We start from the raw sequence: 18,689 nt of genomic DNA, 5'->3' as shown, positions 1-18,689 counted from the left end.
TTGAATGACGGAGGGGATACTATATCCTTTCTGTTTTTTTATTTTTTTGCAAAGAATTTTTCAAGACCTATTAAGATGCTTAAGAAAGCGCGCTTGGCTCTTTAAAACGCCTCATTTAACAGATATTATTCCCGTGATAGAGTTTAGATACATCAAATGAGAACAAGTAGAAGGAGGCTAGCGTAGCTGCCGTAGTGCTTACCAAGCAGCGGAAGCTGAAGGTCGTATTGCGGATAATTTGCTACAGCGTGATTTTAAGGCGGACAAACCTAATAAGAAATTGGTAATTGACGTGACACAGTACCGTGTAGGTGATGAGAAACTATTCCTTTCTATTAAGGACCTGTGCAGCAAGGACATTATCGCTTACCACATTAGCAAGCGAAATGACAATGAATTGGTTCTAGAAACGTTTAAAGCCGCGTTTGAAGCGCAAAAAGACGTGACTGGTAAGATGCCGGTTTGATCGTTCACAGCGATCAAGGCTTCCAGTACACGTCCCATGCCTACCATGACATGCTGCCTACGGTTGGCGCCCAAATCAGCATATCCAGACGCGGCAATTGTTTAGACAACGCCGCAATGGAGAGCTTTTTCTCGTTAAAGCGGAAGCGCTCTATCCTTATGATGTCCGTTCTTTGGATGAGGCACAACGGAGAATAGAGGAATTTATTCATTTTTATAACCATGAGAGAATCCAGAGAAAATTAAACAAGCTGACTCCGGTGGAATACCGTCGCCAGCTTGCAGCCTAGAGGCTTTTTGGAATGTCTAAAAAAATGGGGCTTGACCACGATAGGATTGAGGGCTAATATGTTTTGCTGGCTTGGCCCTACTCTGAGTTGTTTGTACAATTCCTATCTTAATTGTTTGTAAAGCCCCCCACCAGATTAATTCAGGAGACAGGAGTCCGGAAGCTGCAGCGACCATGGCATATACGGCTCTAACGCCTGCGTATCCTGCAAATCAGCAAGCTGCGGCAACTGCTCCAACAAATACGTCAGATAACGGAATGGATTCAGGCCGTTTTCCTTTGCCACTCGATCAGGCTGTAGATCGCAGCACTTGTTTTCGCACCGCGCGGTATATTGGTAAAGAGCCAATTTTTGCGTCCGATCACAAACGGTTTGATCGCCCGTTTCCCGCGATTATTGTCCAACTCTAGCCTTCCGTCCTGCATGAACACTGCAGCTTCTCCTACTGGTTCAAGCTGTAAGTGGTCGCTTGTCACAGCATACTCTTGGGCATCGTCCGGGATCTTTGCTGGCGCAGCAGGCATAGTAGCCATCCAGCACGTAGCGGCTCTTCTCCTTCCGAGCGGCCACTCTCTCCTAGGGTGTAGCTTCTGTCAGTTCCCGTTCGATCGCAAACAGTTGGCTGCACCACGCCAGCACCTGCGACGCCACGCAGTGTGGATTACATTTGGCCTCCGGCGCGGCTTTCAGCACTTCATCGTATTTGCGACGCGCATGTGCCCAGCATCCGACCAGCAACACACCCTTGCAAATAGCCAGCCTTTGAATCCCGCAAGAAAATCTCGCGGATGCTCCCCGCCAGGAATACGCTGATAGTCGCTGTAACGGCAAACGATGGGAAACTGGATGATCTATGGCCCGGAGAAGTGGCTTGTACCCATTGTCGTGGAGATGCAACGGATCCGGAGCTCCAATGTTTCGATCCCATCCACTGAAACGTCCAGATCGTCTCTGTCCAAAAAATGATTTGGCGAATTAACCCTTTACGACGCGTCAATACCCTCGGCACTGTTTCAATGTAGAAGAAAACAACCACCGCAGCCAAAATGGGAGCAATCCTTGTTAGGACCTGCTCCTTAATACACGCTCGATCCGCCGATCAGGGTCCACGCCGACGATCATCTAATGAGGCCATCATCGGATCAAACGGTCAAGAGGTGGCCTTTTTCGATTCTAAAAAAAACGCACTCTTGCCATAAATTACTTCATTTCCTGCCAGGAGCCTTATCGGTTATGATAAGCTGGAACACCTTTATGTACACCAAAGTGTCCGGGGGACGATTTCATGATCAAATTGACGACGATAAGGCATAGTATCTTTTTTAAATTATCCTTGGCTTTTCTTGTCGTTGGGATGATTCCTCTCCTTGTGCTTAGTGCGCTTTCGCTCAATCAATTTACCGACCAGGTGGAGCGGAATACGGAGAACAATTTTAAACAAATGCTGCTTTACCTGAGTAAAAATGCGGATGACATTTTTCGTAATTACAATGAAATATCCAAAAACATGTATTATAATTCGCAGAATATTGCCGATCGGCATGGCATTATGCTGGAAGAGGAAATCAACAGTCTCGGCAGGATAAACTTGATGACAATCAATGATTTCTTGAAAACAATATTATATAGTGATACGCATATTGAGAACGCATTATTCGTCCGCACGTCCGATCAATCTGTCTTTAACCAGTCGCGTGTCAACAAGGTGCTCGACCCGAATGAGCCTTTCCCGCCGGTTAGCTGGGCATATACGCTAACCGGAAAACAGAAGCTCCTTGCTGTTTTCCCGCCACATCCGGAGACGTATTTTGGTTCGACAAGACCGGTGATTACATTTGCGCGTAACTTAAATGATACTTCCGGCAAGCTAGGTCCTGAAGTAAAGGTGCTTGGCACGCTTTATTTCGACGTCGATCTTGATATATTCGATAAGCTGTTCCAGCAGGTTGTGCTTGATCGGAGGGATGAAGTATATGTCATTGACAGCAATGGTTATATTCTCTATTCCAATCAAGGAGACAAGCTCGGGAAACGATTCGACGAGCTGGCAGCCAAAAGAAGCGGAACCAGGATGCTATACTCGGAGCCGATACCGTTCATCGGCGGACAAGTCATCGGGCTGGTAGCCAAGGCCGATTTCTTCGCTTCTCTCACTCAGATCCGATCGAACGTAATTATTGCTTCCGCGATATGTCTGCTCGCGCTGCTCGCGCTTGGCGCTTTGTTTTCACGGACGTTCAGCCGACCGGTTCTCGATATTATGCGGCTTATGGTTCGCGTCGAATCGGGACATTTTGAAACCGGAATCACGACAACGCGCAAGGATGAGATGGGGCGGCTTGCGCATGGCTTCAACCGGATGATCGAAAGGCTTCAGTTGTTTATCAATGACGCTTATGTAGCCGAGATCAAACGTAAGCAGGCGGAATTGAATGCGCTGAAGACGCAGATACAGCCTCATTATCTATACAACACATTGGAAGTGATTCGTATGAGCGCCGTAGCCGACGATGCCGTGGAGGTAGCGGACATGATCCATGCCTTGGCGGGCCAGCTCGAATACGTAATCGACTTCGGCGAAGAGTGGGTAACCGTTCAGCGGGAATTAGAGCACTTGAAAAGTTATTTTCATCTGATCGAAGTACGGTTCGACCGCAGGATCGACCTGCAAATAGAATTGGAGGACAGCTTTGCTGAAGCGCTTATTTTGAAGCTGTCCATTCAACCGCTAGTCGAGAATGCGGTTCAGCATGGCATCCGTCCAAAAGGAGGGAAAGGTACCGTGCTTGTTAAGATCGAGAAATTGGACGCGGACAGCTTGGCAGTTACGGTATACGATAATGGCGTCGGAATGGATGAGGAAACGCTTGCATGGCTTCAGTCTCAGTTGGCAGAGGGAGAGAGCGTAACAGGAAAAAGCATCGGCCTCAAAAATGTGCATGCGCGGATGATTCAGGCATGCGGAGAGCCGTATGGAATTACGATCGAGAGCAAACCGCAAATTGGTACTTCGATTCAAATGCTGTATCCGCTGCGAAGGGAGGAGCTTCGATATGAAAAAAATTAAAGTGCTGCTTGCGGATGACGAGCCTGTCATTCTGAGGGGGCTGCGCAAGCTGCTGCATTGGAATGAGCTTGGTCTGGAAATCGTCGGCGAGGCATACGACGGGAAAGAACTGCGGCAAATGATGGATGCGGCTCAGCCTGATTTGATTATTAGCGATATCAGCATGCCCGGGTACACAGGTATTGATATCATCCGCGAAATTCATGAGACGAACCGGAATATAAAAGTTGTGTTTATTAGCGCTTTTCGCGACTTCTCCTATGCCCAGGATGCGCTGCGGTACGGGGCGGTCGAATACTTGGTTAAGCCTGTTGATAAAAATCAGTTGGAGCAGGCCGTTCAGAAAGTGATCCGGCTTATCGGCGACCAGTCGCAAAGAGTCCGCGAGAAAGAAATGGCAGTTCGATTCGAGCTGAAGAAGCGAAACGATTCCATTGAAGAACTGCTTGTGCGAATAACGGACGGCGATAAAAGCGCATCCGTCCAATTAATAAAAATGGGACTCGTTTCGCGAAGTAAATATATTACCGTGTGCTTCGGCGAATTGGACGGCGTTATAAGTGAAGGGAACAACCCGATGGAACTGGGGCGCAATTTGCTCGATTTTGCCATCACGAATGTCCTTGTCGAATCCATTGCGCAGACCGACTCAGGCATCTATTTTCGGAAAGGCGAGCTGCATGGCATTCTTCTCCAGCATGACCGACTGGAAGAGGCGTTATCTTTATCGCAGGATTTCCATGATAAGCTGAATCGGTATGTGAAGGTCAGCTTTACGATTGGCGTCGGAAAAGCGGTTGAAACGTTGGACGAGGCAAACATTTCCGCACAATTTGCGATGAATTCCTTGCAAGGCAAATTTTTTTCAGGTTGGAACTGTGTCATTGAGGGACAGCAGCCCAAAGCGGATTCGGATGTAAAAAGCCGAATAAACGATTTGCTGAAGAAGCTTGTGACCGCTTTGATCAATCCCGCCCAAGGAGATACGGATGAAAAGGTAAGCGAACTGATGGAATCATTTCGAATGCTTGCTCCCGGCGGCAAACATGTCGCAGTATCCGCTGTTTATGGGGCAATCACCAGTATACGGCAGGAACTGAAGGATTACGGCATTTTTGCGGGAACGGCCGATCTTGACGATCACGAACTGCTTGCGAGGCTGGACCGCTTCCAAACGTTCGAGCAAATGGCCATACACGCAAGCGAAGTAATTGAAGAGATTCGCCGTGAGGCTGCCGCCAAAATAGGCAATAAGGAAATTATGCAGCTCGTGCAGGTTAAATCCTATATTGAAGAGCATTATGCGGAGAACATTACGCTTGAATCGATGGCTGCGCTTGTTTATATGAATCCTTATTATTTCAGCAGTTTCTTCAAAAAGCATACCGGCGAAAACTTCAAGCAATACCTCACCGAGGTGCGGATGAAGAATGGGATGCGCTTATTAATGCAGAGCGATTTGATGGTGTATGAAATCGCTGACCGGATCGGGTACAATAATCCGCGGCAGTTCAGCGATACCTTCAAAAAACGTTACGGCAAACTGCCTCTTGAATACAAACAGTCGATACATCCATAAGGAGGCCACGACTATGCAGAGATTACGGATTTCAGCCTTACTGGTTATACTGGGAAGTCTGGCCGTACTTACATCATGCGGAATATTTAAAGGAAGCGGTACAGCTGTTGAAGACAATAGCTTAGCGAAGCCGCTCTCTTTTACGATGGTCTATGCAAAAGACGATTTATTGCACAAGCAGGGCATTTCTTCGGTAATCGGCGCTTTCGAGAAATCACATCCGAATATCGTAATCGATGAAGCGAATGAAACATGGACCGGCTCCTACGGGGAGTACTTGAAAATGAAGGAGGCAGTCGGGGAATTTCCGGATTTGGTGGAAATGAGCGAAACGCAGCTGTTCGCTGACGCCGGTTTGCTCCATGAAATTCCTGGTGATTTAGTTAATTTGCTTCGAGTCGTTCCGAAAGTAAACGGCCGTTTTTATAATTTGCCGCTAGACCTGCCCGCACCGCAAGGCATAATCTACAGCAAATCCATATTTCGTAATGCCGGGATAGATGCGCCGCCCAGAACATTCGGCGAATTTATGGAGGCTTGCGAAAAAATTAAACGTCTGGGCATTGATCCCATCGTAGTCGGTGCCAAAGACATTGGACATATGGGGTACTGGATCAACAAGTTTCTAATTGACGAGGTTTATATTCACAATCCGGACTGGAATGCACAGCGGAGCGAAGGCAAGGTAAGCTGGACCGATCCCGGGCCCATGAAGGCAATGAACAAACTTGCTTCCCTTTGGGAGTACGGTTATGTGGCCCTGGGTTTTCTTGCGACGACTGATAACCAAACGGCCTCCATCCTCGTTTCAGGTCAAGCAGCTATGCTATTATCCGGTCCTTTGATGTTCAATCAAATCAAGGCAGCCGATCCTTCCTTCGAATACGGATTTTTTGCGCTGCCGGATGATAATGGAAAAATAAACGTGGCTGGGGCTCAGGCGCCGGTCGGATGGTCGATATCTGCCAAAGCGGCGAAGGATCCGGACAAGCTTAAAGCCATCACACAGTTTCTCCATTACTTCTACAACGAGGATCAGTATTCCCGCTACTTGCAGGCGGTTAACGGAATTCCATCCACGAACGTAGAAATCGATTACCCTCTGCCAGAAGCGATGTCAGGCATGTTTCGCGTTTTAGACGATCCAAAAACCGGGAAATCTATGTTTATGGACCGCTTTTCAGGGCGAAATATACCTCCCCCTCAATTCAGCGATTGGTTCTATCAGACCGCTCAAGATTGGTTGACCGGCAAGACGAGCGTGGAAGCGGCCATGAAGGAAGCGGATCGGATGTGGGATGCTTTGAAGCAATGAGTAATGCTTTTGAAGAGGAAGCGGACGATTTCCTAAAAAAAAGCAGTTTTTTCTTAAATAACCGCAGTTTTTTATCACAAACCTATATATGCCCTGTGCAGTTTTTTGGTGTAAACTAAGCGTATGAAGCGCTTCCATCTTAGAAAGGGCGAGAGTATGTTGTTGAAGAAAAAACGAACTGCAGTGTTGCTTACATTCGTTATGATCTTTTTTTCAGCTTGCAGTATGATACAATCGCAGCCCGAAAAAATGCGAGACGATCCCTATAGTCCGGAGCCGCAGGAGTTAAAATTTATGTTTTTCGGAGACAAACCTACGGATATGGATCTCGTGCTTCAAGAGTTCGAGCGGAGAACGAATGATTCTCTTGGTTTGAAACTCAATATGGAATGGAATGCCATGGAAGATTACCGACAAAAATTGAAGCTGAGGCTTGCAGCAGGCGAGGAAGTCGATGCCGTATTCGATGCTTCATGGATGAGTCTGGAACAAAATGTGGCCCAAGGCTATTATCAAATGTTAGACAAGTACTTTAATAACGACGAATATCCCGGTTTGAAAAAGGCATTTCCTCCGCAATATTTAGAAGCTAATTCATTTAACGGACATTTGTATGCCATACCGCTGACCCAATTATTTTATGATATCGAAATCGTATACATCCGCAAGGACCTGCGGGAGCGGCTTGGACTTGAGCCGATTGAAAGCTACGCAGATCTGGAAGCCTATTTGCAAGCCGTTGCCAGAGCGTATCCCGATATGATCCCGTTAGCGTTGAAGGGCGATCGGGGATTTTTTAAGCTGTTCGCCAATGAGGACAAGCAGACGCATTACCGGATGGCTCCTCACATGATTTCAGGAGTAGGAGTCGGCTTTCAGGTTGTTTTGTCCAAGGACGCAAAGCATGTGCTCGGGGCCGTGACCTACGGCGATCCATTAAGCGCTTATGAGGATTTTCCGTCCCCATTAAACGATCCCGATTACTTTTACGGTTCGTTCGACCGATTTGTGGCGTGGAATAAGTATATTCAAAAGGACGTTTTGACCGAGCGAAATCCGCAGGTGCTGTTCGCGGCTGGAAAATCTGCCGCTTCCGAAGCTGTGTTGTCGAACTGGTCGGAAATTCGCCAGAAATTGATCACGTCCATACCGGGTGCGGAACTGGAAGGGTTCGTATATTCTACTTGTCAACGAAAGATGGAGAAGAGCTGTATCGGAACCGATTATCGCGCTTGGAATAATCTTGCTATCCCTGTGACCTCAAAGCATGCCGACGAAATGATGAAGTTTCTGGACTGGCTGTTTCAAAGTCAGGAAAACCACGATCTGTTCGAGCTCGGTATGGAGGACGAACATTGGATGGGAGCAGGGAATGAGATGTATAAGCCGATGCCTGCCGCTACGAACTATCTGTTTCCGCGTTATGAATTGACATGGAATCCCGCCATGTCGCGGATTAGTGCCGGTAACGATCCAGAGGCGGTCGAGCTGCTTCGCTATTCGGCCGACCCGGAGACCTATTACCGGCTACCCCTTTCCGGTTTTCGCTTTGACCCTTCGCCGGTTAAATCAGAAATCGCGAAGGTGCAGCCGGTCTCGGATCAAATGGCGCAAGTGTTCCGCAACGGACTCGAGCCAGATTGGCGTTCCGCCGCCGCCAAAACGAATCTGAAGCTTCGAAGCCTGGGTCTTGATAAGATTCGAAGCGAGCTGATCAAACAAATTCAAGCCTACCTGGACGCGGGAGGTACGTAGAAATCCGCAAAGAATAATCATAACGAAGACGCATGCCGAGGCATGCGTCTTTTCTATTTCGTAAGTGTCGGTATTTGAAACTTAAAAAAACGCATTTTGATCTTAAAAAGACTCATTCAAGCTTCGAAACATTTTTGTTAAAGTTAGTGCCAACGAACAATCTACATCGATTTACAAGAGAGAAAGAGGAGGAATCCAAATGAAAGATTCGGTTGCCCTAAGGACACGGACTCCCGATACAGATGTAAGGAAGAAAGGGGGAGCATTCTTAACGGAAATACGCAAGCACGGCTTATTATATCTACTTACCCTACCGGGTATTTTGCTAGTATTTGTATTCTCGTATCTTCCGATGGGCGGTATCGTCATCGCGTTTCAAAATTTCAACGCAATCAAAGGCATTACCGGCAGCGAGTTTGTCGGCTTCAAAAATTTCGAATTTTTCATTCAGTCGAATGAAGTGCTTCACGTCATTTTCAACACGCTCTTCCTGAATGCGCTTTTCATTTTATTCGGGACTTGTGCTTCCGTCGCCATCGCGGTTATGTTCTCGGAGCTCGGAGGCAAATGGTTCAAACGGATCGTCCAGTCGCTCGTGACGCTTCCGAACTTCCTGTCCTGGACGGTTATCGCCATGTTCGTGACGGCGCTGCTCTCCAGCGATACCGGAATGCTCAACAAATGGCTCATATCGTTAGGCTTTGAACCGATATCCTTCTTTAACGAGCCGGCTATCTGGCCCATCATTCTGGTATTGATCAAAATTTGGCAAGGGGCAGGCTTCGGAGCGATTGTCTATCTTGCGACCATTACGGGCATTAACCCGGACATTTATGAGTCGGCATCGATAGACGGTGCCAGCCGTTGGAAGAAAATCCGCTACATTACGCTTCCTTTGTTGAAGCCGACTGTCATTCTGATGATGCTTCTCGCCATGGGCGGTATTTTCTACGGAGACTTCGGCATGATCTACGCGATTGTAGGCCGCAATGTCTTGCTCTATCCGACGACGGACGTTATCGACACGTACGTATTCCGGGCGCTCATGGAGCTTAACGATATGGGTATGGCGGCAGCGGTAGGCGTGTTCCAGTCACTGGTTGGCTTCATCCTTGTTATAACCGTTAATCAATTGGCCCGTAAATTCAGCCCGGACTCGGCGCTATTTTAAATGACTAGGAAAGCAGGTGCATCCATGATAAAGGAAAGCAGCAGCGATCGGCTGTTAAAAGCAATCATTTATATTGTTCTATCCCTCTTTGCTATCTATTGCGTTATTCCGTTCGTGACCGTAATAAGCAGCTCGCTTTCATCCGAATCATCGATCCTTAGGGATGGTTATTCGATAGTGCCGCGTGAATTCACGCTCGCCGCTTATAATCTGATATTCAAGGACGATACGATTTACAGGGCTTATGGGGTGACGATCTTCGTCACCGTTGTCGGCACGGCAATCGCCATGCTGGTAACGTGCGCCCTAGCGTATCCGCTATCCATTCGCGCCTTGAAATACAAAAACGGGATCAACTTCTATGTTTACTTCACAATGCTTTTCCATGGCGGACTTGTTGCGAACTACTTGCTTATCTCCAAATACCTGGGGATGAGGGATTCGATCTGGGTGCTGATTATTCCTGCGCTTGTCAGTCCATGGAACATGTTTTTGATGAGAAACTTTTTTAATTCGGTAGACGAGTCGCTTGCGGAATCCGCCAAAATCGACGGGGCAAACGACATCTATATTTTCTATAAAATCGTGCTCCCCATCTCGTTGCCGGCGCTGGCCACGGTAGGACTCTTTTACGCCATGGCCTTCTGGAACAAATGGTTCGAAGCGATGCTTTACATTTCCGACGAGAACAAATTCCCGCTTCAATATCTGGTCATGCGGATCATGAACAACGCGGATTTCGCGAACCAGCTTTCGGCCAAAATCTCGCTGCCGAACTATGTCGTCCCGACGTTGTCGACAAGGCTGGCTACAACCGTTGTAACGATCGGACCGATCATCTTCCTGTATCCGTTCTTGCAGAAATATTTCGTAAAAGGCCTGATGGTCGGAGCCGTTAAAGGCTGATTCAAAAGCGGCTGAGCTCGCCTTAACGGGCGGTTTAGTATAGATTAAACAACTAAAGGGAGGAAACAGACAATGAAAGGCACACGCAAAGGTTTATCCGTACTGCTGCTCGTGACCATGCTGGTCACGCTGCTGGCAGCATGCAGCGGCAACAAAACAAGCGATGGGAATGACAATGCTCAAGGAGCTAATTCGACCCCATCTAACGAAACAGGTGCTCCGGATCCGGTTACATTAAAACTTATGTTGTTCGGCGATAAGCCAATCGAAATGGATCAGGTACTGGCCGAATTCGAAAAACGGACCAAAGATACGCTGAATACAAAGTTTGACATCGAGTTTAACCCGTTCGCGGATCACAAGCAAAAGCTGAATCTCAAGATGACGGCCGGCGAAGAGGTCGATGCCGCGTTTGACGCGCCGTGGGGCTCTCTTAACCAAAACGTGTCGCTCGGCTACTATCAGGAGCTCGACAAATACTTCAATAACGATGAATATCCGGGATTGAAGAAAGCGTTTTCGGAAGAATTCTTGAACGCCAACAAGATTAACGGCCATATTTATTCTATTCCGCTGACCAATGCGTTCTACGATATCGAGGTCGTATACATCCGCAAGGATCTGCGTGAAAAATACGGTATGCAGCCGATTCAAAGCTACGATGATCTGAAAGCTTACCTGGAGAAAGTACAGGAATCGGAAAAAGGAATGATTCCATTCGCCCTTAAGAATGACCGTGGATTCTTTAAGATGTTCGCTAATGAAGAAAAGTTGACGAACGCAAAAATGATTTCCGGCGTTTCGCCTGCCTTCAACGTAATCTTGTCCGATGACGGCAAAAAAGTGCTCGGCGCAACGACGCTTGGGGATTCGGCAGATAAATATGTAAGCCTGCCTGCTCCATACAACGATCCTTACTACTTCTATCCGCAATATGACAAGGCTGTAGAGTGGAACAAGTTCGTGCAGAAAGACGTTCTTTCCGAGAAGGATCCTGGGGCGCTGTTTGTTGCCGGCAAATCGGCTGCGAATGAAGCGACAATTAATGCCACCGCTCAAGTCCGTCAAAAGCTTCAAGCGGCTGTGCCAGGTGCTGATATTGAGTTGTTTGTTTATAACTCCAAAATGCGCAACATGGAAGCTGGAGCAATCGGAACCGACTACAAAGCATGGAACGATATCGTTATTCCGGTTACGAGCAAAAATGCAGACCGCACTATGAAGTTCTTTGACTGGTTGTTTAGCAGCCAAGAAAATCACGATTTGTTCGAGAACGGCATTGAAGGCGTGCATTGGACGAAAGACGGCGACCGCAACTATAAGATGACAGACAAGACAACTAATTATCTGTTCCCGGGCTATGAGTTCACATGGTCGCCGACGATGTCCAGAATCAATTCGGACAACGATGCGGAGACGCTTAAGCTGCTTGATTATCAATCTAAGCCAGAAACTTATTACCAGCAGCCGCTTGCCGGTTTCGTCTTCAATGCAGAGCCGGTGAAGACGGAGATCGCAAAGATCAGCCCGCTTACCTCACAGAACGACCCGGTCTTCAAAAACGGTATGGTCAAAGACTGGAAGGCAAAAGCAGAAGAAATGAATAAACAAATGGGGGCTTATGGATTGGAGAAAGTCCGTCAGGAAGTGATCAATCAGGTTCAAGCTTTCCTCGATAACGGCGGCAAGTAACCCCTGTAGAAAAGAGTACCGGATGCCGGCATCAGCTTGATGCCGGCATTCCCTATAAAACTATCTATGATCTTTCATACGAGGAGGATTCAAATGAAGAGTAAAACGGCATTTCATTTCAGAGATCAATGGAGACGTCTGATGGCAGTAGTCGTAACAGTGACCATGTTTGCAACGCTTGCGCCGGCAGGAGCGGTTTCAGCTGTGGAATCGGGTGACGGAGGCGCTATAAGCACAGGTTACACGGTTGAGATCAATGAAACCGTTACCAACGGCTTTACCCATCCTGGTGTCGGAGTAACTAAAGCGATACTTGAAAACATGAGAACGCAGGTGCTGGCACAAAAAGAACCTTGGTATTCCTATTATAAGGCCATGACCGTATCTGCAACCGCTTCAAAAACGGTTACGTCCAGCAACCAGAGTTCCACGGATCCGACGAAGCCAGCCGTTTATGCTTTTGACAGTCAAGGCTTTAATTCGAGATATATTGCCGATGGACTGAAAGCGTATACACAATCGCTGATGTACTATATAACCGGCGATGAGGTTTATCGGGCAAATGCGATGCATATTATCCGTATTTGGTCCCAGATGGATCCTGCGCAATACAAATATTTTAATGATGCGCATATTCATACGGGCATTCCGCTCAACCGTATGGTAACTGCTGCAGAAATTTTAAGGTATTCCAGTTATCAGACCGAAGAACTGAAGTGGACGGACAAAGATACCGCCGATTTTACGAATAACCTGATTACTCCGGCAATCGAAACCTTTATGCATGAAAACAGTCATTTTATGAACCAGCATAACTATCCGCTGCTGGGAGCTATGGCGGGTTATATCTTCACCGATAATAGAGAGAGATATAACGAAGCTGTCGAATGGGCAACCGTGAATAAGACGGCAACTAATCAGGGTTTCAATGGATCGATTAAGCAGCTGTTCCGTTTGGTTGATACCAATGCAGAGACAGGCGAGGTATTAGACACGCCGGTCGTTCAGCATGTGGAGATGGGCCGGGACCAAGCGCATGGCGCGGGTGACTTAACGAACTCTGCCATTCTGTCGCGTATGTTTCTTGCCCAAGGAACCAAAGTCGACCCGGTAGAGGGCACCGTGTCCACTCAGGACAATGCGGTAGGCTATTATGAGTTTTTGGATGATCGTTTTTTAGCGGCCACCGACTTTTTCTGGAAGTACATGCTTGGTTATGACGCCTCATGGGTGCCGACTCCATTCTCGATTACTCAAGATGGCACTGTAAAAGGCATCTACTATAAGTTCTCGGACTCCTACAGAGGAAGAACGAATACCGCCCAATTCTGGGATATGTATTATTATTATACCTATGTGAAAGGGATTAATGTAGCGGAGAAAGCTCCATACTTCTATGAAGCGTTTACGAAGAGAATCCCGTCCAATTATTACTATCAAGGATCGTTAAGACAAGCTTGGGAAAGTCCGGACGGAGGCGCAGACTTCTGGATCTATATTCCGGAGGAGGCTGAATCTGAGGGGGCAAAATATCTTCCCAAAGAGCAATCAAGCGCTGCGCTGGTAGAAATTGAAGACCGCTACACGGCTTTCGATCACAACACGGCAACCATGCAAGAAGGCGCCGACTCGTATGTAGAGTTTAATGCTACGGCTGAGGGAAGTAATATTGTCATTCAGAATCTGTCGTATGCCAATCGTACGAATTCCCGCCTAATTGGATTGAAGTTTAGAACGGACGGCCCGGCTACAGTAGAGCTGAGCAAAGAAATCGCTTCAACGCCATACCATAAGTTGACGCTGCCTGATACGAACGGCGAGTGGAAATATATCACCTATGACATGGGGATAAGCCATGTTACCTATGGTCAGCTTGACGCCGATTACAGCCTCCTTTACATGAGTGTGAAAGGCGAAGGAACGACGGTTGACGTCGATCACCTCAATGTTAAAGCAGGCGAACAACTGACTCCTCCAGTATTTAATGCCGGAGCTGCGGATCTGAATATCTACGCCTACGTCGGTGCGCCTATAACCCTTGACCTTTCCGCTGCGGATTCCGGTTCAACGGATACAGTTTCCTATGGAAGCTCGAATTTGCCGGATGGTGCTGATCTCAATGCGAATACAGGCGCATTTTCGTGGCGATCGACGCAATCCGGAACGTTTTCCTTTATTGCGGAAGCATCCGACGGTACGACACTTGCCGCCAAGAATGTCCATATCGTTGTAAGCGATGATCGGACTTCTGCAGTAGAAGCGGCGACTGCTGTTTACGATTCGAACAAAAGCTACGTGGCAGCATCACTGAATAAATTCAATGCCGTGTATGATGAAACGATGAGTCAAATTGCGACTGCGTCCGATGAAGCTTTTTATCAGCAGCTGTTACGCCTAAGAAGCGCGGCCTTAAGTCTTCAATTATTGACGCCTTCGTTATCTGATGGAAGTATGGATTATACCGGTATTGTAAAATCCACCTTCGGCGATTCGATTTCTCTTCTTGTGGATGGCAATGATAATACTTTCCCGGTTTTCACGTTGGCGCAGTATCCGAGTTTGTTCCATATACTCGATTTCGGGGCTGATTATAAGGTTACAGCCGATGCCTTTTCTTTTGAAGGCAGAATGAACTTTGTCGATCGTATGGCAGGTACGACGGTTTTCGGTTCCAATGACGGGGAAACCTGGACGCGGATAACACCGGAACAAACGGCGTATACCGATGGCGTGTCGCCCATTGAAGTAGACGATGCGTACAAAAATATGCCATTTCGATTTATCAAAATGGAAATGATTGATCCGCAGCCTGACGCTCTTCGTAGTGCCGTTCAGAATTTGTTTGAGCTGGCCGAATTTAGAATCTATGGCGAACGCCATGAGATTGACAACAAGCTGGAGTCGGTTTCGATCGGTTCCGATCAGAGCATCAACGGCAAAATTGAGATAGGCCATACGGCAACATTAACGATTAAAGCAAAAGAAGCGATTCAGAACGTACAGGTCAAAATCCAGGGCAAGAATGCGACGGTCAGCACGGAAGACAATATCAACTGGACGGCAGTGGCAACCTTGGATGGAGATGTACAGACAGGTCCGGTTAAATTTGCGATCGACTACAAAAAGAACGACGGTACGAATGGAGAAACAACGTATTTGACAACCGACAGCTCCAAGCTGTACCTTGTGGATCCGGCAAATTACCTTGATGTTCCGATGCTGGCTAAAGTTACTGCCTCCGATGTGCAGTATCCCGGTTCCGGTTTGTCGAAGGAGCAGGTAGGATATTTGCTGTTCGACGGCAATTCGGCGACTTATGGCGACTTGAATACCGGCTCAGGTTCCTATTACACGGTAAACTTTGGAGCAGATGCGTCTATTAAGCCGAGCGAAATTTTGCTCATGCCAAGAGCAGATCAAGCCGGAAGGATGAATGGACTCATTGTTCAAGGCTCCAACGACAATGTACATTGGACAAGCCTTACTACAGCTGTAAAAGGATCAAAAGCGAGCGCATGGACCGTTTTAAAAACGGATGAAGACTCGGATTATTATCGTTACGTGAGATTGTATAATGGCTCTTCCTGGTTCGGCAACGTAGCAGAAGTTGAATTTTATGGTGAATATCGTTCATCGGCTGTAAACCTTGCATCCAAAATAACAAGTGTAGAGGCACCTGAAGAAGATGCAGCAAGCTTATCGCTGCCAGCCGTACCAAAAGGTTATACAATCGCGATAAAATCAGCAGCGCCCGCAGGAATTATTGGGACGAATGGAGCAATCGCAAAACCTGCTGTTAACACATTTGTATCCGTTGTATTTACCGTAACTAAGACGGCAGACGGCACAACAGCGGATACGGGAAGTATCCTCACTTTGGTACCGGGAGAGACAACAGCTGGAAAAATTGACGTCTCCTATCTGGCTGCAGTCAAAGCTTCCGCTAAGCAGTTTCCTGGCACTGGCTTATCGGAGGAACAAGTTGGGTATTTGTTGTTTGACGGCAATACGGCTACTTATGGGGACTTGAATACCGGCTCCGGCTCCTATTATACGATAGACTTCGGAGCAAACGCGTCTGTCAGGCTGAGCGGAATTAATCTCATGCCAAGAACAGGGCAAAGCGGAAGGTTGAACGGACTCATCGTTCAAGGCTCCAACGATAATAGCAATTGGACCAACCTAACCCAAGCGGTAATAGGAGCTCAGGATAATAAGTGGATCGAATTAAGAAGTAATAAAATTTTAAATCAGCAAGCATTCCGTTATTTGAGACTGTATAATAGCTCCACCTGGTTTGGAAATGTAGCGGAAGTTGAATTTTATGGTAATTATGATTTCACTGCCGTTCCCAAAGTGATTGCACCGGACAGCTATACCAAGGCCAGCTACTACTTATATCTGAATGAGATCGAACGGATTAACGTAGCAGTGAGCCAGCCGGGAGCCGACAAGGCAGCGCTTCTCGAAGATCTGCATCAGGCTGAACAGCTGCTGGTATCTGTAAACACCATTTATCCGAAAATCGCCGTTACCTCTTCGATGGCTTTGGCTTCCTCTATTTCAATTGATAGCAAATACGATGCTATGATAACCGGATGGCGCGCTTTTGACGGCGACACGAATACTTTTCCGGACACCAAAACCGCAGCTGGTTGGGCACGCATCGATTTGGGCGAAGGTAACGTAAAAGTGATCAGCGGTATCCGGTTTATGCCGAGAACCGGTTATGCTTCCCGTATGAATGGAGCGCTTATTCAAGGTTCGAACGACGGCACTAACTTTGATACCTTTTTTACGATAAGCGGCATCAGCGATGTCAAATGGCATACGAAATCGATTGACAGCAGTAAGGCATACCGTTATTTGCGGTACTACTCGCCTAACGGCTTTACCAATGTAGGTGAGCTGGAGTTCTATGAGAAGTCTGTGGATCGTACGCTGCTCGCGCTCTTGCTGGACAAAGCGAGTGCAGTTGCGGCGGATCATTACACCGATGGCAGTTATGCGGCGCTCCAAACGGCGGTAACGAATGCGAATTCGCTAGCCGCTGATGCGAACGCCACTCAGACCGCAGTCGATGCAGCTGCAGGCAGCTTGCTGACGTCGCTGAACGGCTTGATCTATTCGATCGAGGCATCCGTGGATCCCGCAACGTCAAATGGAACGAACGGTTGGTACACGGTACCGGTTACCGTCACATTATCGACTTACGGCAGTGCGGTATACAAACTGAACGACGAGGATTCTTGGCATTCTTATACAACGCCAATTACTTTGGATGAGGAGGGGGCCTATACGGTCAGCTACCGGTCCAAGAACAGCGCAGGTATTGCAGGAGCCGTTCAAACGGTGGCGGTCAACATCGACAAGGCTGCACCTATTAGTACCGCATTCATTAGTCCTGTCGTACCTGATGTCAGCAACGGATGGCACACAACAGATATAACGGTAAGTTTAGCTGTATCTGACAATTTATCCGGCGTGGCAAAGACCGAATATCAGGTCAATGACGGACCTTGGCTTACTTATAGCGATTCTATTCCTGCCTTCGGCGATGGAATTTATACCATCAATTACCGCAGTACGGATCTGGCAGGCAATTTAGAACAGTTCAAAACCGTCGAATTCAAAGTCGACAAGACGGCACCGGAGCTATCCGTCCAGTTGGATCAGACGATGATTTGGCCGGCGAATCATAAAATGGGCACCGTGAATGCGACGCTCTATGCAGACGATGCCGGATCAGTCGTTGAATCGGTCATTCTTACATCCATCACCTGCAATCAACCGGACACCGGTCTAGGCGACATTGAGGCTGCAATCGGTACGGAGGCCACATCGTTTAACTTGCGCGCCGAGAAGGACCGCATCTATACCATCACATATACGGCGACCGATAAAGCGGGCAACAAGAAGATTGTGTCAGTAACTGTTACCGTGCCTCATGATCTTTCCTGAAACCATTACGAGTTGACTTTTATCGCAAGACATATATGAATTAAATGAGCATTACCGATCGAATAAGGGACATGATGAACCCCCCAAACCTTCAAGTTAGAGGTTTGGGGGATTCATGAATAACCTTTTTTGTAGGAGGTGATGTACCCGAAACCATTTAACGTTCTCCAAATTTGACAATGCCGGTTGTAGGAGTGGTACAAGCCCGTTTTACATTCTCTTGCCAAGGAGGCCATTATGAAACGGGACGAATGTCCAGATCTGTAGCGATAACGTCGGGATCGCACAGAAGTGGCAGCTTATCCGCGGAGGAGTCGAATCCGGGGCCAAAAGGAAACGGATCTGTTTCATCGCTATAATGGAGTTAAGGTTTATTATGCCGAAAATAAAGTGGTATATATTGAGTAGCAATCACTAGGAATCGGTTCAACGTTTGAATCCGTCAATGGTACTTTAGGTAACCCGACTCATACATTGAACTCTTGGAT

General features: G+C 47.5%; 12 protein-coding genes and 1 pseudogene. 10 read left to right on the top strand and 3 right to left on the bottom strand.

The genetic code is table 11. From position 1 onward, the window contains the following. Nucleotides 1–292 precede the first annotated feature (292 nt). On the top strand, nucleotides 293–466 hold the full coding sequence (locus H581_RS39700; RefSeq protein ID WP_425414638.1) for a hypothetical protein: 174 nt from the start codon (nucleotides 293–295) through the stop codon (nucleotides 464–466). Between the two features lie 97 nt (nucleotides 467–563). Next, nucleotides 564–755, top strand: coding sequence for an IS3 family transposase (locus H581_RS39695; RefSeq protein ID WP_425414624.1), 192 nt, complete (start codon nucleotides 564–566; stop codon nucleotides 753–755). A 135-nt stretch (nucleotides 756–890) separates the two neighbouring features. Here H581_RS39695 and H581_RS36595 read toward each other — a convergent pair whose 3' ends face one another. The 3 genes and pseudogenes from H581_RS36595 to H581_RS38455 all read right to left on the bottom strand — a co-directional run bounded on the left by H581_RS36595 (nucleotide 891) and on the right by H581_RS38455 (nucleotide 1,448). Further along, nucleotides 891–992, bottom strand: coding sequence for a hypothetical protein (locus H581_RS36595; protein WP_425414637.1), 102 nt, complete (start codon nucleotides 990–992; stop codon nucleotides 891–893). A gap of 20 nt (nucleotides 993–1,012) precedes the next feature. Beyond that, nucleotides 1,013–1,174 (bottom strand): annotated as a pseudogene (locus H581_RS39005) (IS66 family transposase); the annotation flags it as partial. A 157-nt stretch (nucleotides 1,175–1,331) separates the two neighbouring features. Then, entirely contained in the window at nucleotides 1,332–1,448 is a 117-nt protein-coding gene (locus H581_RS38455) for a hypothetical protein (protein WP_245600127.1), read from the bottom strand. 592 nt (nucleotides 1,449–2,040) lie between these two features. Here H581_RS38455 and H581_RS0120245 point away from each other — a divergent pair. The 8 genes from H581_RS0120245 to H581_RS36590 all read left to right on the top strand — a co-directional run bounded on the left by H581_RS0120245 (nucleotide 2,041) and on the right by H581_RS36590 (nucleotide 18,201). Beyond that, nucleotides 2,041–3,822 (top strand): cache domain-containing sensor histidine kinase, encoded by a 1,782-nt coding sequence (locus H581_RS0120245; protein ID WP_028611610.1) that lies wholly within the window; start codon nucleotides 2,041–2,043, stop codon nucleotides 3,820–3,822. After that, nucleotides 3,809–5,401 carry a response regulator gene (locus H581_RS0120240; protein WP_028611609.1) on the top strand — a complete coding sequence of 531 codons (1,593 nt, stop codon included), beginning with the start codon at nucleotides 3,809–3,811 and terminating at the stop codon, nucleotides 5,399–5,401. The genes H581_RS0120245 and H581_RS0120240 overlap by 14 nt, the downstream gene beginning before the upstream one ends. A 13-nt stretch (nucleotides 5,402–5,414) precedes the next feature. Continuing rightward, on the top strand, nucleotides 5,415–6,716 hold the full coding sequence (locus H581_RS0120235; protein ID WP_028611608.1) for an ABC transporter substrate-binding protein: 1,302 nt from the start codon (nucleotides 5,415–5,417) through the stop codon (nucleotides 6,714–6,716). Nucleotides 6,717–7,010: 294 nt separating this feature from the next. Then, nucleotides 7,011–8,471, top strand: a complete 1,461-nt coding sequence (locus H581_RS34720; protein ID WP_245600101.1) for an ABC transporter substrate-binding protein — start codon at nucleotides 7,011–7,013, stop codon at nucleotides 8,469–8,471. 199 nt (nucleotides 8,472–8,670) lie between these two features. Continuing rightward, entirely contained in the window at nucleotides 8,671–9,642 is a 972-nt protein-coding gene (locus tag H581_RS0120225) for an ABC transporter permease (protein ID WP_028611607.1), read from the top strand. A gap of 24 nt (nucleotides 9,643–9,666) precedes the next feature. After that, the gene (locus H581_RS0120220) at nucleotides 9,667–10,548 is read left to right on the top strand and encodes a carbohydrate ABC transporter permease (protein ID WP_028611606.1); all 882 of its coding nucleotides are present in this window, start codon (nucleotides 9,667–9,669) and stop codon (nucleotides 10,546–10,548) included. 72 nt (nucleotides 10,549–10,620) lie between these two features. Next, nucleotides 10,621–12,240: an ABC transporter substrate-binding protein gene (locus H581_RS0120215; RefSeq protein WP_028611605.1), complete on the top strand. Its 1,620-nt coding sequence runs from the start codon at nucleotides 10,621–10,623 to the stop codon at nucleotides 12,238–12,240. A gap of 93 nt (nucleotides 12,241–12,333) precedes the next feature. Continuing rightward, nucleotides 12,334–18,201 carry a discoidin domain-containing protein gene (locus H581_RS36590; RefSeq protein WP_051251118.1) on the top strand — a complete coding sequence of 1,956 codons (5,868 nt, stop codon included), beginning with the start codon at nucleotides 12,334–12,336 and terminating at the stop codon, nucleotides 18,199–18,201. The last annotated feature ends 488 nt before the right edge of the window (nucleotides 18,202–18,689 follow it).

Source organism: Paenibacillus harenae DSM 16969, assembly GCF_000422465.1.
GTDB classification, from domain to species: domain Bacteria; phylum Bacillota; class Bacilli; order Paenibacillales; family Paenibacillaceae; genus Pristimantibacillus; species Pristimantibacillus harenae.
The sequence above is the reverse complement of the archived record's forward strand: the minus strand, read 5'-3'. Positions and strand labels throughout refer to the sequence as shown.

Bases quoted from the DNA above. Each gene is read 5' to 3' on its own strand.
- H581_RS0120245 (WP_028611610.1), top strand. From the start codon at position 2,041: ATGATCAAATTGACGACGATAAGGCATAGTATCTTTTTTAAATTATCC.
- H581_RS0120240 (WP_028611609.1), top strand. From the start codon at position 3,809: ATGAAAAAAATTAAAGTGCTGCTTGCGGATGACGAGCCTGTCATTCTG.
- H581_RS0120235 (WP_028611608.1), top strand. From the start codon at position 5,415: ATGCAGAGATTACGGATTTCAGCCTTACTGGTTATACTGGGAAGTCTG.
- H581_RS34720 (WP_245600101.1), top strand. From the start codon at position 7,011: ATGTTTTTCGGAGACAAACCTACGGATATGGATCTCGTGCTTCAAGAG.
- H581_RS0120225 (WP_028611607.1), top strand. From the start codon at position 8,671: ATGAAAGATTCGGTTGCCCTAAGGACACGGACTCCCGATACAGATGTA.
- H581_RS0120220 (WP_028611606.1), top strand. From the start codon at position 9,667: ATGATAAAGGAAAGCAGCAGCGATCGGCTGTTAAAAGCAATCATTTAT.
- H581_RS0120215 (WP_028611605.1), top strand. From the start codon at position 10,621: ATGAAAGGCACACGCAAAGGTTTATCCGTACTGCTGCTCGTGACCATG.
- H581_RS36590 (WP_051251118.1), top strand. From the start codon at position 12,334: ATGAAGAGTAAAACGGCATTTCATTTCAGAGATCAATGGAGACGTCTG.